General features: G+C 37.4%; 28 protein-coding genes. All 28 read right to left on the bottom strand.

Going from position 1 to position 13,500, the window contains the following annotated elements; genetic code table 11:
- Positions 1-21: 21 nt before the first annotated feature.
- Positions 22-492: a 50S ribosomal protein L17 gene (rplQ, locus tag F0365_RS08900; protein WP_169933373.1), complete on the bottom strand. Its 471-nt coding sequence runs from the start codon at positions 490-492 to the stop codon at positions 22-24.
- Positions 493-522: 30 nt separating this feature from the next.
- Positions 523-1,515: a DNA-directed RNA polymerase subunit alpha gene (locus tag F0365_RS08895; protein ID WP_169933372.1), complete on the bottom strand. Its 993-nt coding sequence runs from the start codon at positions 1,513-1,515 to the stop codon at positions 523-525.
- Between the two features lie 23 nt (positions 1,516-1,538).
- The gene (gene rpsD / locus F0365_RS08890; RefSeq protein ID WP_169933371.1) at positions 1,539-2,144 is read right to left on the bottom strand and encodes a 30S ribosomal protein S4; all 606 of its coding nucleotides are present in this window, start codon (positions 2,142-2,144) and stop codon (positions 1,539-1,541) included.
- Positions 2,145-2,228: 84 nt separating this feature from the next.
- On the bottom strand, positions 2,229-2,618 hold the full coding sequence (gene rpsK / locus F0365_RS08885) for a 30S ribosomal protein S11 (RefSeq protein WP_169933370.1): 390 nt from the start codon (positions 2,616-2,618) through the stop codon (positions 2,229-2,231).
- Between the two features lie 12 nt (positions 2,619-2,630).
- Positions 2,631-3,005 carry a 30S ribosomal protein S13 gene (rpsM, locus tag F0365_RS08880; RefSeq protein ID WP_101013360.1) on the bottom strand — a complete coding sequence of 125 codons (375 nt, stop codon included), beginning with the start codon at positions 3,003-3,005 and terminating at the stop codon, positions 2,631-2,633.
- A gap of 3 nt (positions 3,006-3,008) precedes the next feature.
- The gene (gene ykgO, locus F0365_RS08875; protein ID WP_015361145.1) at positions 3,009-3,125 is read right to left on the bottom strand and encodes a type B 50S ribosomal protein L36; all 117 of its coding nucleotides are present in this window, start codon (positions 3,123-3,125) and stop codon (positions 3,009-3,011) included.
- Between the two features lies 1 nt (position 3,126).
- Positions 3,127-3,342 carry a translation initiation factor IF-1 gene (gene infA, locus F0365_RS08870; RefSeq protein WP_169933369.1) on the bottom strand — a complete coding sequence of 72 codons (216 nt, stop codon included), beginning with the start codon at positions 3,340-3,342 and terminating at the stop codon, positions 3,127-3,129.
- Entirely contained in the window at positions 3,342-4,676 is a 1,335-nt protein-coding gene (secY, locus tag F0365_RS08865) for a preprotein translocase subunit SecY (protein ID WP_169933368.1), read from the bottom strand. The genes infA and secY overlap by 1 nt, the downstream gene beginning before the upstream one ends.
- Positions 4,677-4,685: 9 nt before the next feature.
- Positions 4,686-5,138, bottom strand: coding sequence for a 50S ribosomal protein L15 (gene rplO / locus F0365_RS08860; RefSeq protein WP_169933367.1), 453 nt, complete (start codon positions 5,136-5,138; stop codon positions 4,686-4,688).
- An 11-nt stretch (positions 5,139-5,149) separates the two neighbouring features.
- A complete protein-coding gene (gene rpmD / locus F0365_RS08855; RefSeq protein WP_101013356.1) occupies positions 5,150-5,329 on the bottom strand; it encodes a 50S ribosomal protein L30 in 180 nt (59 codons plus the stop codon).
- Between the two features lie 8 nt (positions 5,330-5,337).
- The gene (gene rpsE / locus F0365_RS08850) at positions 5,338-5,862 is read right to left on the bottom strand and encodes a 30S ribosomal protein S5 (RefSeq protein WP_169933366.1); all 525 of its coding nucleotides are present in this window, start codon (positions 5,860-5,862) and stop codon (positions 5,338-5,340) included.
- Between the two features lie 18 nt (positions 5,863-5,880).
- Complete coding sequence (rplR, locus tag F0365_RS08845; RefSeq protein WP_169933365.1) at positions 5,881-6,228, bottom strand: 50S ribosomal protein L18; 348 nt, start codon at positions 6,226-6,228, stop codon at positions 5,881-5,883.
- A gap of 12 nt (positions 6,229-6,240) precedes the next feature.
- Positions 6,241-6,783: a 50S ribosomal protein L6 gene (gene rplF / locus F0365_RS08840; protein WP_169933364.1), complete on the bottom strand. Its 543-nt coding sequence runs from the start codon at positions 6,781-6,783 to the stop codon at positions 6,241-6,243.
- Positions 6,784-6,792: 9 nt separating this feature from the next.
- Positions 6,793-7,191 (bottom strand): 30S ribosomal protein S8, encoded by a 399-nt coding sequence (rpsH, locus tag F0365_RS08835; RefSeq protein ID WP_169933363.1) that lies wholly within the window; start codon positions 7,189-7,191, stop codon positions 6,793-6,795.
- A gap of 18 nt (positions 7,192-7,209) precedes the next feature.
- Positions 7,210-7,479 (bottom strand): 30S ribosomal protein S14, encoded by a 270-nt coding sequence (gene rpsN, locus F0365_RS08830; protein WP_169933362.1) that lies wholly within the window; start codon positions 7,477-7,479, stop codon positions 7,210-7,212.
- Positions 7,480-7,485: 6 nt separating this feature from the next.
- Complete coding sequence (gene rplE / locus F0365_RS08825; RefSeq protein WP_169933361.1) at positions 7,486-8,037, bottom strand: 50S ribosomal protein L5; 552 nt, start codon at positions 8,035-8,037, stop codon at positions 7,486-7,488.
- A 2-nt stretch (positions 8,038-8,039) separates the two neighbouring features.
- Positions 8,040-8,351, bottom strand: a complete 312-nt coding sequence (gene rplX, locus F0365_RS08820; protein WP_169933360.1) for a 50S ribosomal protein L24 — start codon at positions 8,349-8,351, stop codon at positions 8,040-8,042.
- Between the two features lie 9 nt (positions 8,352-8,360).
- On the bottom strand, positions 8,361-8,729 hold the full coding sequence (gene rplN, locus F0365_RS08815) for a 50S ribosomal protein L14 (RefSeq protein ID WP_101013348.1): 369 nt from the start codon (positions 8,727-8,729) through the stop codon (positions 8,361-8,363).
- Positions 8,729-8,986: a 30S ribosomal protein S17 gene (rpsQ, locus tag F0365_RS08810; RefSeq protein ID WP_101015069.1), complete on the bottom strand. Its 258-nt coding sequence runs from the start codon at positions 8,984-8,986 to the stop codon at positions 8,729-8,731. The genes rplN and rpsQ overlap by 1 nt, the downstream gene beginning before the upstream one ends.
- 7 nt (positions 8,987-8,993) lie before the next feature.
- Positions 8,994-9,176 carry a 50S ribosomal protein L29 gene (gene rpmC, locus F0365_RS08805; RefSeq protein WP_169933359.1) on the bottom strand — a complete coding sequence of 61 codons (183 nt, stop codon included), beginning with the start codon at positions 9,174-9,176 and terminating at the stop codon, positions 8,994-8,996.
- Between the two features lie 9 nt (positions 9,177-9,185).
- On the bottom strand, positions 9,186-9,605 hold the full coding sequence (gene rplP, locus F0365_RS08800) for a 50S ribosomal protein L16 (RefSeq protein WP_169933358.1): 420 nt from the start codon (positions 9,603-9,605) through the stop codon (positions 9,186-9,188).
- A gap of 2 nt (positions 9,606-9,607) precedes the next feature.
- Entirely contained in the window at positions 9,608-10,345 is a 738-nt protein-coding gene (gene rpsC, locus F0365_RS08795; RefSeq protein ID WP_169933357.1) for a 30S ribosomal protein S3, read from the bottom strand.
- Between the two features lie 7 nt (positions 10,346-10,352).
- Positions 10,353-10,763, bottom strand: coding sequence for a 50S ribosomal protein L22 (rplV, locus tag F0365_RS08790; protein ID WP_169933356.1), 411 nt, complete (start codon positions 10,761-10,763; stop codon positions 10,353-10,355).
- A gap of 8 nt (positions 10,764-10,771) precedes the next feature.
- Complete coding sequence (rpsS, locus tag F0365_RS08785; RefSeq protein ID WP_169933355.1) at positions 10,772-11,050, bottom strand: 30S ribosomal protein S19; 279 nt, start codon at positions 11,048-11,050, stop codon at positions 10,772-10,774.
- A gap of 3 nt (positions 11,051-11,053) precedes the next feature.
- Positions 11,054-11,878 (bottom strand): 50S ribosomal protein L2, encoded by an 825-nt coding sequence (gene rplB, locus F0365_RS08780; RefSeq protein ID WP_169933354.1) that lies wholly within the window; start codon positions 11,876-11,878, stop codon positions 11,054-11,056.
- A 13-nt stretch (positions 11,879-11,891) separates the two neighbouring features.
- A complete protein-coding gene (rplW, locus tag F0365_RS08775) occupies positions 11,892-12,182 on the bottom strand; it encodes a 50S ribosomal protein L23 (protein WP_169933353.1) in 291 nt (96 codons plus the stop codon).
- A 3-nt stretch (positions 12,183-12,185) separates the two neighbouring features.
- Complete coding sequence (rplD, locus tag F0365_RS08770; protein ID WP_169933352.1) at positions 12,186-12,815, bottom strand: 50S ribosomal protein L4; 630 nt, start codon at positions 12,813-12,815, stop codon at positions 12,186-12,188.
- Positions 12,815-13,432 carry a 50S ribosomal protein L3 gene (gene rplC / locus F0365_RS08765; protein ID WP_169933351.1) on the bottom strand — a complete coding sequence of 206 codons (618 nt, stop codon included), beginning with the start codon at positions 13,430-13,432 and terminating at the stop codon, positions 12,815-12,817. Before rplC ends, rplD begins: the two co-directional genes overlap by 1 nt.
- Between the last annotated feature and the right edge of the window lie 68 nt (positions 13,433-13,500).

The raw sequence follows: 13,500 nt of genomic DNA, 5'->3' as shown, positions 1-13,500 counted from the left end.
TTCTACAATTTATAAAGAAAATTATTCTTCTTCATTTGTTTTGGTTTCAGTAACTGGCTCAGCAGTTGTTGATTTACCTCTTCTACTACGACGAGTAGTTGCCTTTTTGGCACCAGCTTCTAACTTATAAGTTTCATTATAGTCAACCAATTCGATCATCGCCATATCAGCATTATCACCAAGTCTGTTACCCATTTTTATGATTCTCGTATAACCGCCTGGACGATCCCCAATTTTAGAAGCTACGTCTCTAAAAAGTTCTGTAACTGCTTCCTTACTTCTAAGTTTAGCAAATACCAATCTTCTATTGTGAGTAGTATCTTCTTTGGATTTAGTTATTAAAGGCTCAACAAATTGTTTAAGCGCTTTTGCTTTTGCTACAGTAGTATTAATACGCTTATGCTCAATTAGAGAGCAGCTCATATTTGACAACATAGCCTTGCGGTGTGCCGTTTTTCTACTTAAGTGATTTACTTTTTTTCCGTGTTTCATTTTCTGTTATATTCTTCAACTAGGATCAACCTAGTCACGGTCTAATTTATATTTCGCTAGATCCATACCAAAGTTTAAACCTTTGATATTTACTAATTCTTCCAACTCTGTTAGTGATTTCTTACCAAAATTCCTGAATTTCATCAAATCATTTTTATTGTAAGAAACTAAATCACCAAGTGTTTCCACTTCGGCAGCCTTAAGACAATTCAACGCTCTTACTGAGAGTTCCATGTCTACTAATTTAGTCTTAAGAAGCTGACGCATATGAAGACTTTCTTCATCATAAGTTTCTGTCTGTGCTATTTCATCTGCCTCCAAAGTAATTCTCTCATCAGAAAACAACATAAAGTGGTGGATCAACGTCTTAGCAGCTTCGGTAAGCGCATGCTTAGGATGAATACTCCCGTCTGTAATGATTTCAAAAACTAACTTTTCAAAGTCGGTTTTTTGCTCCACACGGTAATTTTCAATGCTGTACTTTACATTTTTGATAGGCGTAAAGATAGAATCAATTGCAATGGTACCGATGGCAGCATTTGCATTCTTATTCTCTTCAGCAGGAACATATCCACGACCTTTTTCAATAGTCAACTCTAGGTTCAAACTTACGCTGCTTTCTGTATTACAAATCACCATATCAGGATTCAATACTTGAAAGCCTGAAATATGCTTCTGTAAATCACCTGCAGTAAATTGATCTTTACCTGAGAATGATACATTTACTACTTCGCTATCTACTTCGTCGATTTGCCTTCTGAAACGAACTTGTTTGAAATTTAAAATAATTTCAGTTACGTCTTCAACAACGCCTTCGATAGTAGAAAATTCATGATCTACACCTTCAATACGTATGGAGGTAATTGCAAATCCTTCTAATGAAGATAAAAGTACTCTTCTAAGTGCATTACCAACGGTAAGTCCGTAACCTGGTTCTAAAGGTCTGAATTCGAATTTTCCTTCGAAATCAGTTGAATCAATCATGATTACTTTATCCGGCTTTTGGAAATTTAATATTGCCATAAGATTACTTAATGAGTTGGTTATTATTTAGAGTACAATTCTACGATCAACTGTTCCTTGATATTTTCGGGAATTTGCAAACGTTCTGGAACGCTAACAAATGCACCTTTTAAAGAAGCTTTATTGAAAGTAATAAAATCGTAAACACGATCATTACTAGACAAAGAATCATCAATAGCAGATAGTGATTTAGATTTTTCACGAACAGCAACTTCATCACCAGGTTTCAATTGGTACGAAGGGATATTTACTAGTTGTCCATTAACGGTAATGTGCCTGTGTGAAACCAACTGTCTAGAACCTCTACGAGTTCTAGCAATTCCCATTCTGTAGACTACATTATCCAAACGAGATTCACATAACTGTAATAAAACTTCACCCGTTATACCTGTACTTCGAGTAGCCTTTTCAAACATAAGTCTGAATTGCTTTTCTAAGATACCGTAGGTATATTTAGCTTTTTGTTTTTCCTTTAACTGAACCGCGTATTCAGATTCTTTTCCACGACGTCTTGCGTTACCGTGCATACCTGGAGGATAATTTTTCTTCTCCAAAGCTTTACTAGGGCCAAAAATTGGTTCTCTGAATCTACGAGCAATTTTTGCCTTAGGACCTCTATATCTTGCCATTTTTATAAATTTTGTGAGTTGTGTATCATGAATTCAGGTCTATATCCTTCAATGATCTAATAACTACTCGATATTAAAATTAAATTAAACTCTTCTTCTTTTCGGTGGACGACAACCATTATGCGGTAAAGGAGTAACATCAATTATTTCCGTTACTTCAATTCCTGCATTATGAATCGAACGTATAGCACTCTCACGACCATTACCTGGTCCCTTAACATATGCCTTAATTTTACGTAAACCAGCTTCGTGAGCTACTTTAGAACAATCCTCAGCGGCAAGTTGTGCTGCATATGGAGTATTCTTTTTAGAACCACGAAAACCCATTTTCCCGGCAGATGACCATGAGATCACCTCACCTTTTTTATTTGTAAGCGAAATCAAAATGTTATTGAATGATGAAGAAATGTGAGCTTCCCCTACACTATCAACAATTACTTTGCGCTTTTTAGCTACTGTTTTAGACTTTGCCATATCAGTTACTTATTATTTAGTTGCTTTCTTTTTGTTAGCAACAGTCTTACGTTTTCCTTTACGTGTACGAGAATTATTCTTAGTACGTTGTCCCCTTAATGGAAGACCAGATCTGTGACGAACACCTCTGTAACAACCTATGTCCATAAGACGTTTGATGTTGACTTGAGTTTCAGATCTCAACTCACCTTCTATGGTGAATTCACCAATAGCGGCACGGATCTTTCCTATCTCATCATCATCCCAGTCGTTAACCTTTTTATCAATGCTAACACCACTAGCAATAAGAACATCCTTTGCGCGATTCCTACCTACACCGTAAATGTAAGTTAATGCTATTTCTCCACGTTTGTTTTTAGGTATATCTACCCCTGCAATTCTAGCCATAGCTTAACCTTGTCTTTGTTTAAATTTAGGATTCTTTTTGTTAATGACGTATAGACGCCCTTTACGACGAACTATCTTACAGTCAGCACTTCTCTTTTTAATTGACGCTCTTACTTTCATATTAGTATCTATAAGTGATCCTTGCTTTCGATAAATCGTAAGGACTCATTTCTAATTTTACTTTATCTCCAGGTAATAATTTTATATAGTGCATACGCATCTTACCTGATATATGCGCAGTTACAATATGTCCATTCTCCAACTCCACTCTAAACATAGCGTTTGAGAGCGCTTCTATAATGGAACCATCTTGTTCTATTGCTGATTGTTTTGCCATTATGCTACTGCTTTTCTATTCTTACCAGTCTTTATCAAACCGTCATAATGACGATTAAGAAGATAAGAGTTTATTTGTTGCATCGTATCTATTGCGACACCTACCATAATTAATAAAGACGTACCCCCATAGAACAAAGCCCATGACTGGGTAACTCCCATTAATGAAATAACTGCTGGAAAAATAGCCACTGCGGCCAAAAACAAAGAACCAGGCAATGTGATTTGAGACATGATACGATCTAAATACTCTGACGTTTCAGTCCCTGGACGTATACCAGGTATAAAACCACCATTGCGCTTCAAATCATCAGCCATTTTATTAGTCGGTACCGTTATTGCCGTATAAAAGTATGTAAATACAATTATTAGTAAGGCAAAAGTAAGGTTGTACCAAAAACCAAATATATCACTGTACGCTGTTCCAATTGACTTTGCCCACGACGCATCCATTTGACCTATTGCCGAAGGAACAAACATTATTGCTTGCGCAAAGATAATAGGCATTACCCCAGAAGCGTTTAACTTTAACGGAATATATTGACGAGATCCGAAAACATTTTTCTCATACCCGCCAGTCGCTGATCTTCGAGCGTATTGAACCGGTATTTTTCTTACTCCCATAACCAGCATAATACAAGCTGCAATGATTAAGAGCCAAATAACAACCTCTACGATAATAAGGAACCAACTTCCTACGCCGTCTATACGAGAACCAACTTCTTGAATAAATGCTTGAGGCAGCGTAGCAATAATACCTACCATTATTAACAACGATATACCGTTCCCAATACCTTTATCGGTTATTTTTTCACCAAGCCACATAGCAAACACACAACCAGTGACCAAAATTATAGTACTTAAGACTAAAAATAAGGTTTGTTGATCTTGCATCATAAATGCTGAATCAGGAACACCTAGTGAACTCAATGAAAGCATATAACTAGGAGCTTGTATAAGACAAATACCTATGGTAAGCCATCTGGTAATTTGGTTAATTTTTTTCCTTCCTGACTCACCTTCTTTTTGAAGCTTTTGTAAATAAGGAATAGCAATACCCATTAATTGAACAACAATACTGGCTGAGATATAAGGCATAATACCCAAAGCAAAAACCGACGCCTTTGCGAAAGCTCCACCTGTAAAGGCATTAAGAATACCTCCTATCCCATCTTTGAAATTAGAGGCTAAACCTACTAATTGAGTTGAATCAATACCAGGTAAGGTAATTTGAGCACCAAATCTATAAACAAGTAGCAAGCTAAAGGTCATTATAATACGATCCCTTAGTTCTTCTATCTTCCAGATATTTTTTAAATTTTCAATTAACTTCATCTAGAAAAATTAAACTGTTTGTGCTTGTCCACCTACTTTTTCAATAGCAGCCTTAGCAGTTGCAGTGAATTTGTGTGCTGATATAGTAATCGATGCTTTGATATCACCGCGACCCAATACTTTAACCAAGTCGTTTTTAGTAACCAATCTTTCAGATATAAGATCTTGAATGGAAATGGTATCTGTAAAACGCCCCGCGTCGTAATAAGCCTGAATTACATCAAGATTAACACCGGCATATTCCTTTCTATTAATATTGGTAAAACCAAACTTAGGAACACGACGTTGCAGTGGCATTTGACCCCCTTCGAAACCTACTTTCTTAGAATAACCTGATCTAGATTTTGCTCCCTTGTGACCACGAGTAGCAGTACCACCTTTTCCAGATCCCTGACCACGACCAATAATCTTGGCAGCATTTTTCACGGAACCTTCAGCTGGTTTTAAATTGTGTAAACCCATTTTAATATTTTTTAAGCCTTCTCTACAGAGACTAAATGTTGAACTTTAGCGATCATACCTTGTATCGCCGAAGTATCTTCATGCTCTACAACTTGATTCATTTTTCTTAAACCTAGAGATTCTAGTGTTCTTTTTTGTCTTGCCGTCCTATTGATGGCACTACGTACTTTCTTTACCTTTAATATAGCCATGACAATGATTATCCGTTAAAAACTTTATCTAATGAAATACCTCGTTGCTTTGCCACTGTTTCTGCATTACGCAATTGCAATAGTGCATCAAAAGTAGCCTTCACTACGTTATGAGGATTTGAAGAACCTTGGTTCTTACTAAGTACATCGTGAACACCAACAGCCTCAAGAACCGCTCTAATAGCTCCACCAGCAATAACACCGGTACCGGCTGAAGCTGGCATCAATAAAACTCTTGCGCCACCAAACTTACCTTTTTGCTCGTGAGGAATAGTTCCTTTTCTCAATGGTATACGAACTAGGTTTTTCTTAGCGTCCTCAACAGACTTAGATATAGCCTCAGAAACTTCTTTAGACTTACCTAAACCATGACCTACGACACCATTTTCATCACCAATAACAACTATTGCTGAGAAACCGAATGCACGACCACCTTTTGTTACCTTGGTAACACGTTGAACACCTACTAAACGATCCTTAAGCTCAAGACCACTTGGCTTCACCGTTTCTACATTTTTATATTTTTGGTACATTATATTAAATGTTTCAGATTAAAATTTAAGACCTCCTTCACGAGCTCCCTCTGCAAGAGAAAGAACACGACCGTGGTACAAATAACCACCTCTATCAAAAGAAACAGTTTCAACACCAGCAGCTTTAGCCTTTTCAGCTAAAACTTTACCAACTTCTTTGGCAGCTTCTGCTTTAGGACTATTAGATTTAAGCTCACGTGATGAGGCTGATGCGATGGTCACTCCATCTACATCGTTAATTACCTGAGCATAAATCTCTTTATTACTTCTAAAAACAGATAATCTAGGACGGCTAGCCGTACCATTTACCGTTTTACGAATACGCTTACGGATTTTTATTCTTCTCGCTGACTTTGAAATTGCCATAATAAATATAAATTATGCTGATTTACCAGCTTTTCTTCTAATTATTTCTCCTACAAACTTAACACCTTTACCCTTATAAGGCTCTGGTGGGCGGAAACCTCTAATCTTAGCGGCTACCTGACCAACCAATTGCTTATCAAAGGAAGTCAATTTAATGACAGGATTTTTACCTTTTTCAGAAACCGTTTCAATCTGCACCTCAGGTGCAATGTTCAAAACGATGTTATGTGAAAATCCCAATGCTAAGTCTAACTTTTGACCTTGATTAGATGCTCTATAACCAACACCTACAAGCTCCAAATGTTTGGACCATCCAGTAGAAACACCATGAACCATATTATCTATCAACGACCTGTAAAGACCGTGTTTAGCTCTGTGATCTTTGGCATCTGAAGGACGACTCACAATAACATGCTCCCCGTCAACTTCTATACTAACATCGGCGTAAGATTGAACTAACTTTCCAAGCTTACCTTCCACGATGATTTCCTTATTTTCAACTTTTACCGATACACCAGCAGGTATAGCCACCGGATTCTTTCCTATTCTAGACATAACTGTATATTAATAAACGTAACAAAGGACTTCTCCACCAACATTTTCTGAACGAGCTTGCTTATCGGTCATAACACCTCTAGAGGTAGAAATGATAGCGATCCCAAGACCATTAAGAACACGTGGCAACTCAGTAGCACCAGAATACTTACGTAAACCAGGCTTAGATAGACGCTGTAAATCTTTAATGACAGATTCCTTAGTGTCCCGATCGTACTTTAAAGCGATCTTTATATTTTGTTGAGCTGAAGTATCTTCAAACTTATAACTTAGAATATAACCTTGATCAAATAGGATCTTAGTTATTTCTTTTTTTACTTTAGATGCAGGAATATCAACAACTCTGTGATTTGCTCTAACGGCGTTCCTTATTCTAGTAAGATAATCTGCGATTGGATCTGTATTCATAATTATATCTTTAAGCTATTACCAACTAGCCTTTTTAACGCCAGGAATTAAACCTTGATTAGCCATTTGTCTAAACATTACACGAGAAACACCAAATTGTCTCATATAACCCTTAGGTCGACCAGTTAACTTACACCGATTGTGTAAACGAACGGGAGAAGCATTTTTTGGAAGCTTTTGCAACTCTTCATAGTCACCTGCTTCTTTTAAAGCTTTTCTCTTAGCGGCATATTTATCCACTAGTGCTTGACGCTTGCGCTCACGCGCTTTCATTGATTCTTTTGCCATCTCTAATTAGTTCTTTTTAAAAGGTAAGCCTAATTCTGCAAGAAGCGATTTTGCTTCTTTATCAGTATCAGCACTGGTTACAAATGTAATATCCATACCAGAGATTTTGTTTACCTTATCTATATTAATTTCAGGAAAGATAATTTGCTCAGTAATACCTAAGTTATAATTACCTCTACCATCAAATCCATCTGCTTTTATTCCTTGGAAATCTCTTACTCTCGGAAGAGCAACAGTTACGAAACGATCTAAAAACTCATACATACGATCACCACGCAACGTAACTTTAACACCAATAGGCATTCCTTTACGTAGTTTAAACGAAGCAACATCCTTTTTTGAAAGGGTAGCAACGGCTTTTTGACCAGTGATTGTTGTAAACTCCTCTAGAGCATAATCAATCAATTTTTTGTCAGCAACAGCTCCACCTACTCCCCGGCTAAGCACTATTTTCTGTAGCTTAGGAATTTCCATAACGTTTTTGTATGAAAACTCTGTCTGTAAAGCCCCAGCAATACGCTCTCTATATTCTCCTTTAAGTCTTGGTAAATACGACATGATTATATAACTTCTTTAGTTGTTTTAGCAATACGTACATTTTTACCATCTTTTGATTCGTAACCAATTTTGGTATTCTTACCGTTCTTATCTATTAAGGAAAGGTTTGAAACATGTAACGCAGCTTCTTTTTCTTTTATTCCTCCTTGAGGATTTGTTGCACTAGGCTTCTCATGTTTAGAAACCATATTAACACCTTCAACGATTGCTTTATTTTTTACAATAAACACCTTAGATATCTTACCTTCAGAACCTTTATGTTCTCCAGCAATAACTCTAACCGTATCCCCTGTTTTAATTTTTAACTTTGCCATAATTTTTTATTATAGAACTTCTGGAGCGAGTGAAACAATTTTCATGAACTGTCGGTCACGTAATTCACGTGCAACTGGTCCAAAAACACGAGTACCTCTCATGTCAGAAGTTGGGTTTAATAAAACACAAGCATTGTCGTCAAAACGGATGTAAGAACCATCTGGTCTCCTTACCTCTTTCTTAGTACGTACAACAACTGCAGTTGAAACTGCACCCTTCTTTATATTACCATTCGGAGTAGACTCCTTAACAGAAACAACAATTTTGTCTCCTACGGAAGCATATCTCCTTTTAGTACCGCCCAATACACGTATACAAAGAACTTCCTTTGCACCAGTATTGTCAGCTACTTTTAATCTAGATTCTTGTTGTACCATTACTTAGCTCTTTCTAATATTTCTACTAATCTCCAATTCTTAGACTTACTTAAAGGACGAGTCTCCATAATACGTACAGTATCGCCTTCATTGCACTCATTCTTTTCATCATGAGCAACATATTTTTTTGTCTTCAGAACAAACTTTCCATACATAGGGTGCTTTTGTCTTTTGACTTCAGTAACCACAATGCTTTTATCCATTTTGTTACTCTTAACAACTCCTACACGTTCTTTTCTTAAATTTCTAGTCTCCATAGTCACACTATTTATTATTGATCGCCGTCTTGATTCTCGCAATAGTCTTACGCAATTTAGTAATCTGTGTAGGATTATCTAATGGTGACATACTATGAGTTCTCTTTAAATCTCCGTAAGCAACTTGTGATTCCACAAGTTTGTCTTTTAATTCCTCTTGGGAATATCCTTTAACTTCTGATTGTTTCATGACTCAAATCTATTCTTGATAATCGCGAGCGACTATGAATTTAGTTTTAACTGGTAATTTTTGTGCTGCCAGACGTAACGCCTCTTGCGCAACAGCTTGAGGTACACCAGAAATTTCAAAAAGAATTCTACCTGGTTTAACAACCGCTGCCCAATACTCAACATTACCCTTACCTTTACCCATACGAACCTCGAGAGGCTTCTTAGTAATAGGCTTGTCCGGAAATATTTTAATCCACAAAGAACCTTCTCTCTTCATAAATCGAGTCGCCGCAATACGTGCTGCCTCAATTTGCCTGGAGTTGATGAAATTAGTATCTAACGATTTAATTCCAAAAGTCCCGTAGGCTAGCTGGTTACCACGTCCAGAATCACCTTTCATGCGACCCTTTTGCTGTTTTCTAAATTTTGTTTTTCTAGGTTGTAACATTTCTAGCTATTATTATTTCGACGACGACGACTACTACCACCACGAGGGTTAGCACCACCACCTTTATTTCCTTGTTGTTTCTTTGCAAGTCCTACTAGAGGAGAAAGATCACGTTTACCATAAACCTCACCTTTCATAATCCAGACCTTCACTCCTATTCTACCATAAGTAGTGTGTGACTCAACTAATGCATAGTCTATGTCAGCACGAAAAGTAGAAAGCGGTATACGACCATCTTTAAAATATTCAGATCTTGCCATCTCCGCACCATTTAATCTACCGGAGATTTGAACTTTGATACCCTCAGCATTCATTCTCATAGCAGCTGCAATAGCCATTTTGATAGCGCGTCTATAGGAGATACGGTTTTCAATTTGTCTTGCAATACTAGAGCCAACTAAATGAGCATCTAATTCAGGTCTCTTGATCTCATGAATATTGATTTGAACATCCTTACCAGATATTTTTTTCAATTCTTCTTTTAAACGATCTACTTCAGAACCACCTTTACCGATAATAATACCAGGTCTAGCAGTTGTAATAGTAACCGTAACCAGTTTCAAAGTGCGCTCAATGATAATGCGAGATACGCTTGCCTTTGATAAACGAGCATGAATATACTTACGTATTTTATCATCCTCTGCTAACTTATCTCCATAGTCATTTCCACCATACCAGTTAGATTCCCATCCGCGGATGATACCTAAACGATTTCCTATTGGATTTGTTTTCTGTCCCATAAATATTTTAGTTAGCCTCTACGGTATTAGTTTGACCTAACACAAGAGTAACATGGTTTGATCTTTTTCTTATTCTATGCGCTCTACCCTGTGGAGCAGGACGCAACCTTTTTAACATTGCACCACCGTCAACTCTTATCTCTTTGATAATAAGACCGGCTTCAGCTACATCAGCATCTTCATTCTTAGCCTGCCAATTTGCAACAGCACTAAGCACAAGCTTGTCCAATCTTCTAGCAGCTTCTTTGGAAGAAAACTTAAGAATGTTTAAAGCATCCTCCACTTTTTTTCCTCTGATTATATCAGCCACTAATCTCATTTTACGAGGTGAAGTAGGGCAATTATTAAGCTTTGCAAAAGCAATTTTACTTCTCTCTTCTTTTAGCCTTTCAGCCGTTTGTCGTTTACGAACTCCCATAGCTTAGCTTATTTTTTACCTTTGTTCTTTGCACCACCATGACCCCTATAGGATCTAGTAGGTGAAAATTCACCAAGTTTGTGTCCAACCATGTTTTCTGTAACAAACACAGGAACAAACTGACGTCCATTATGAACAGCAATTGTTTGACCAACAAAATCTGGTGTGATCATAGATGCACGTGACCAAGTTTTGATAACAGTTTTCTTTCCCGACTCAATGTTTTGAGCCACCTTAGATTCAAGTTTATGAAATACGTAAGGTCCTTTTTTAAGTGAACGAGCCATAATTTATTTCTTTCTACGTTCTATTATATATTGAGTACTTGCTTTATTCTTGTCGCGTGTACGATATCCTTTAGCAGGAATACCATTACGAGATCTTGGATGACCTCCAGAAGACTTACCTTCTCCACCACCCATTGGGTGATCAACAGGGTTCATCACTACTGGACGAGTTCTAGGTCTTCTACCTAACCATCTAGATCTACCTGCCTTACCACCTACCACTAATTGGTGATCACTGTTAGAAACAGCACCTATAGTAGCAAGACATTCTTGCAAAATCAATCTCGTTTCTCCTGAAGGCATTTTAACCCTAGCGTACTTGCCATCTCTTGCCATCAACTGGGAAAAAGAACCAGCACTACGAGCAATAGTAGCTCCTTGACCTGGGCGCAATTCAATACAACTAATGATTGATCCTAACGGAATTTGCGATAGTTTCATAGCATTTCCAACCTCTGGAAGTGCCGTTTCACCAGACACGATATTCTGACCTACCTTAAGGCCGTTCTGTGCTACGATATAACGCTTTTCACCATCCTGATAATTCACAAGAGCGATAAAAGCGGTACGGTTTGGATCGTACTCTATGCTAGCAACAGTTGCTGGAACACCGTGATGATTTCTTTTGAAATCGATGATACGGTAGCGTCTTTTATGACCACCACCTTTGTAACGCATAGTCATACGACCACTATCATTACGACCACCTGAACGTTTTTTCGGAGCGAGTAAACTCTTCTCCGGCTTATCAGTTGTAATGGCGTCGTAGCCATTTACAACTCTAAATCGCTGTCCAGGAGTTACAGGTTTTAATTTTCTTACTGACATTATTGTCTTTTAATTATAGATTACTATAAAGATCAATGGTTTCACCATCTTTAAGTTGTACAAATGCTTTTTTACGAGCACTAGTTTTACCAACTTGAATCCCTGATTTAGTATATTTAGTATTGCGATTGATACGAGTGTTCATCGTTCTTACTTTAAGAACAGTTACCCCATAAGACGCTTCAACTTCTTTTTTGATTTGAACTTTATTAGCCTTGGAAGACACTTCAAAACCGTAACGATTTAGGAGCTCACTATCTCTAGTTGCCTTCTCAGTAATAATAGGTTTTATTAAAATGCTCATAACTTATTTACTTAAAGTTTCTTGAATTCCTTCTAGCGAACCTTCCAAAAGTACTACGTTAGCAGCATTTAAAATTTTGTAAGTGCTTAATTCTGAGTTTGTTATCACATCAGAGCCCTTCAAATTTCGCGAAGACAAATATACATTATTATTTGATCCACCCAACACAAATAGGGATTTTTTATTATTAAGTCCTAAACCTTCTAAAACTTCAATAAAATCCTTTGTCCTTGGTGCCTCAAAATTGAAGTTCTCAACTACGGTTAACATACCTTCAGCAACCTTTTTGCTTAATGCACTTCTACGAGCTAGTCTCTTCTGTCCTTTATTCAGTTTAAATGAATAACTACGGGGCAATGGACCGAAAATACGACCACCACCTCTAAAGATAGGAGACTTGATAGAACCAGCACGAGCTGTACCTGTTCCTTTTTGCTTCTTTATCTTACGTGTACTTCCTGTAATCTCTGCACGTGCCTTAGCTTTGTGTGTACCTTGACGCTGATTTGCCAAATACTGCTTCACATCTAAATAAATAGCATGCTCACTAGGCTCGATACCAAAAATATCATCAGATAACTCTACCTGACGGCCAGTTTCTTTTCCTTTTAAATCTAATACTGCTATCTTCATTATTTCTGTACGATTACATAAGAGTTTTTATGTCCAGGTATACAACCTTTCACCACTAAAAGGTTCTTTTCAGAAACAACTTTTAATACTCTTAAATTTTGAACTTTTACTTTTTCGTTACCCATCTGACCACCCATGCGCATTCCTTTGAATACACGTGCAGGATAAGACGCAGCACCGATAGAACCAGGAGCTCTTAAACGGTTGTGTTGACCATGTGTCGCTTGTCCAACACCACCAAAACCGTGACGTTTCACAACACCTTGAAAACCTTTACCTTTTGACGTTCCCGCCACATCGACAAATTCACCTTCTGTGAACATATCTACGGTGACTGAATCACCTAAATTGTACTCCTTATCAAAACGTTTGAATTCAGCAACTTTTCTCTTGACACCAGTTCCTGCTTTCTTAAAGTGCCCTTGAGCTGCTTTAGAAGCATTCTTGTCTGATTTGTCATCGAAACCTAATTGCAAAGCAGCGTATCCGTCTACCTCTTCAGTTCTGACTTGGGTAACAACGCAAGGACCCGCCTCTATGATCGTACATGGCATATTCTTACCATTCTCGTCATAAATACTAGTCATTCCGATTTTTCTTCCTATTAACCCAGACATATTTATTTAATTAATTGTTATTTAAAAACTTTTTAGAATGTACCGCTTTCACAAAAGCGGTACATATC

The organism is Nonlabens sp. Ci31 (assembly GCF_012974865.1).
GTDB lineage: Bacteria > Bacteroidota > Bacteroidia > Flavobacteriales > Flavobacteriaceae > Nonlabens.
The sequence above is the reverse complement of the archived record's forward strand: the minus strand, read 5'-3'. Positions and strand labels throughout refer to the sequence as shown.

Coding starts and splice junctions, on each gene's coding strand:
- rplQ (WP_169933373.1), bottom strand. CDS start 492: ATGAAACACGGAAAAAAAGTAAATCACTTAAGTAGAAAAACGGCACAC.
- F0365_RS08895 (WP_169933372.1), bottom strand. CDS start 1,515: ATGGCAATATTAAATTTCCAAAAGCCGGATAAAGTAATCATGATTGAT.
- rpsD (WP_169933371.1), bottom strand. CDS start 2,144: ATGGCAAGATATAGAGGTCCTAAGGCAAAAATTGCTCGTAGATTCAGA.
- rpsK (WP_169933370.1), bottom strand. CDS start 2,618: ATGGCAAAGTCTAAAACAGTAGCTAAAAAGCGCAAAGTAATTGTTGAT.
- rpsM (WP_101013360.1), bottom strand. CDS start 3,005: ATGGCTAGAATTGCAGGGGTAGATATACCTAAAAACAAACGTGGAGAA.
- ykgO (WP_015361145.1), bottom strand. CDS start 3,125: ATGAAAGTAAGAGCGTCAATTAAAAAGAGAAGTGCTGACTGTAAGATA.
- infA (WP_169933369.1), bottom strand. CDS start 3,342: ATGGCAAAACAATCAGCAATAGAACAAGATGGTTCCATTATAGAAGCG.
- secY (WP_169933368.1), bottom strand. CDS start 4,676: ATGAAGTTAATTGAAAATTTAAAAAATATCTGGAAGATAGAAGAACTA.
- rplO (WP_169933367.1), bottom strand. CDS start 5,138: ATGGGTTTACACAATTTAAAACCAGCTGAAGGTTCCGTGAAAAATGCT.
- rpmD (WP_101013356.1), bottom strand. CDS start 5,329: ATGGCTATATTAAAGGTAAAGAAAGTACGTAGTGCCATCAATAGGACG.
- rpsE (WP_169933366.1), bottom strand. CDS start 5,862: ATGTACCAAAAATATAAAAATGTAGAAACGGTGAAGCCAAGTGGTCTT.
- rplR (WP_169933365.1), bottom strand. CDS start 6,228: ATGGCAATTTCAAAGTCAGCGAGAAGAATAAAAATCCGTAAGCGTATT.
- rplF (WP_169933364.1), bottom strand. CDS start 6,783: ATGTCTAGAATAGGAAAGAATCCGGTGGCTATACCTGCTGGTGTATCG.
- rpsH (WP_169933363.1), bottom strand. CDS start 7,191: ATGAATACAGATCCAATCGCAGATTATCTTACTAGAATAAGGAACGCC.
- rpsN (WP_169933362.1), bottom strand. CDS start 7,479: ATGGCAAAAGAATCAATGAAAGCGCGTGAGCGCAAGCGTCAAGCACTA.
- rplE (WP_169933361.1), bottom strand. CDS start 8,037: ATGTCGTATTTACCAAGACTTAAAGGAGAATATAGAGAGCGTATTGCT.
- rplX (WP_169933360.1), bottom strand. CDS start 8,351: ATGGCAAAGTTAAAAATTAAAACAGGGGATACGGTTAGAGTTATTGCT.
- rplN (WP_101013348.1), bottom strand. CDS start 8,729: ATGGTACAACAAGAATCTAGATTAAAAGTAGCTGACAATACTGGTGCA.
- rpsQ (WP_101015069.1), bottom strand. CDS start 8,986: ATGGAGACTAGAAATTTAAGAAAAGAACGTGTAGGAGTTGTTAAGAGT.
- rpmC (WP_169933359.1), bottom strand. CDS start 9,176: ATGAAACAATCAGAAGTTAAAGGATATTCCCAAGAGGAATTAAAAGAC.
- rplP (WP_169933358.1), bottom strand. CDS start 9,605: ATGTTACAACCTAGAAAAACAAAATTTAGAAAACAGCAAAAGGGTCGC.
- rpsC (WP_169933357.1), bottom strand. CDS start 10,345: ATGGGACAGAAAACAAATCCAATAGGAAATCGTTTAGGTATCATCCGC.
- rplV (WP_169933356.1), bottom strand. CDS start 10,763: ATGGGAGTTCGTAAACGACAAACGGCTGAAAGGCTAAAAGAAGAGAGA.
- rpsS (WP_169933355.1), bottom strand. CDS start 11,050: ATGGCTCGTTCACTTAAAAAAGGACCTTACGTATTTCATAAACTTGAA.
- rplB (WP_169933354.1), bottom strand. CDS start 11,878: ATGTCAGTAAGAAAATTAAAACCTGTAACTCCTGGACAGCGATTTAGA.
- rplW (WP_169933353.1), bottom strand. CDS start 12,182: ATGAGCATTTTAATAAAACCTATTATTACTGAGAAGGCAACTAGAGAT.
- rplD (WP_169933352.1), bottom strand. CDS start 12,815: ATGAAGATAGCAGTATTAGATTTAAAAGGAAAAGAAACTGGCCGTCAG.
- rplC (WP_169933351.1), bottom strand. CDS start 13,432: ATGTCTGGGTTAATAGGAAGAAAAATCGGAATGACTAGTATTTATGAC.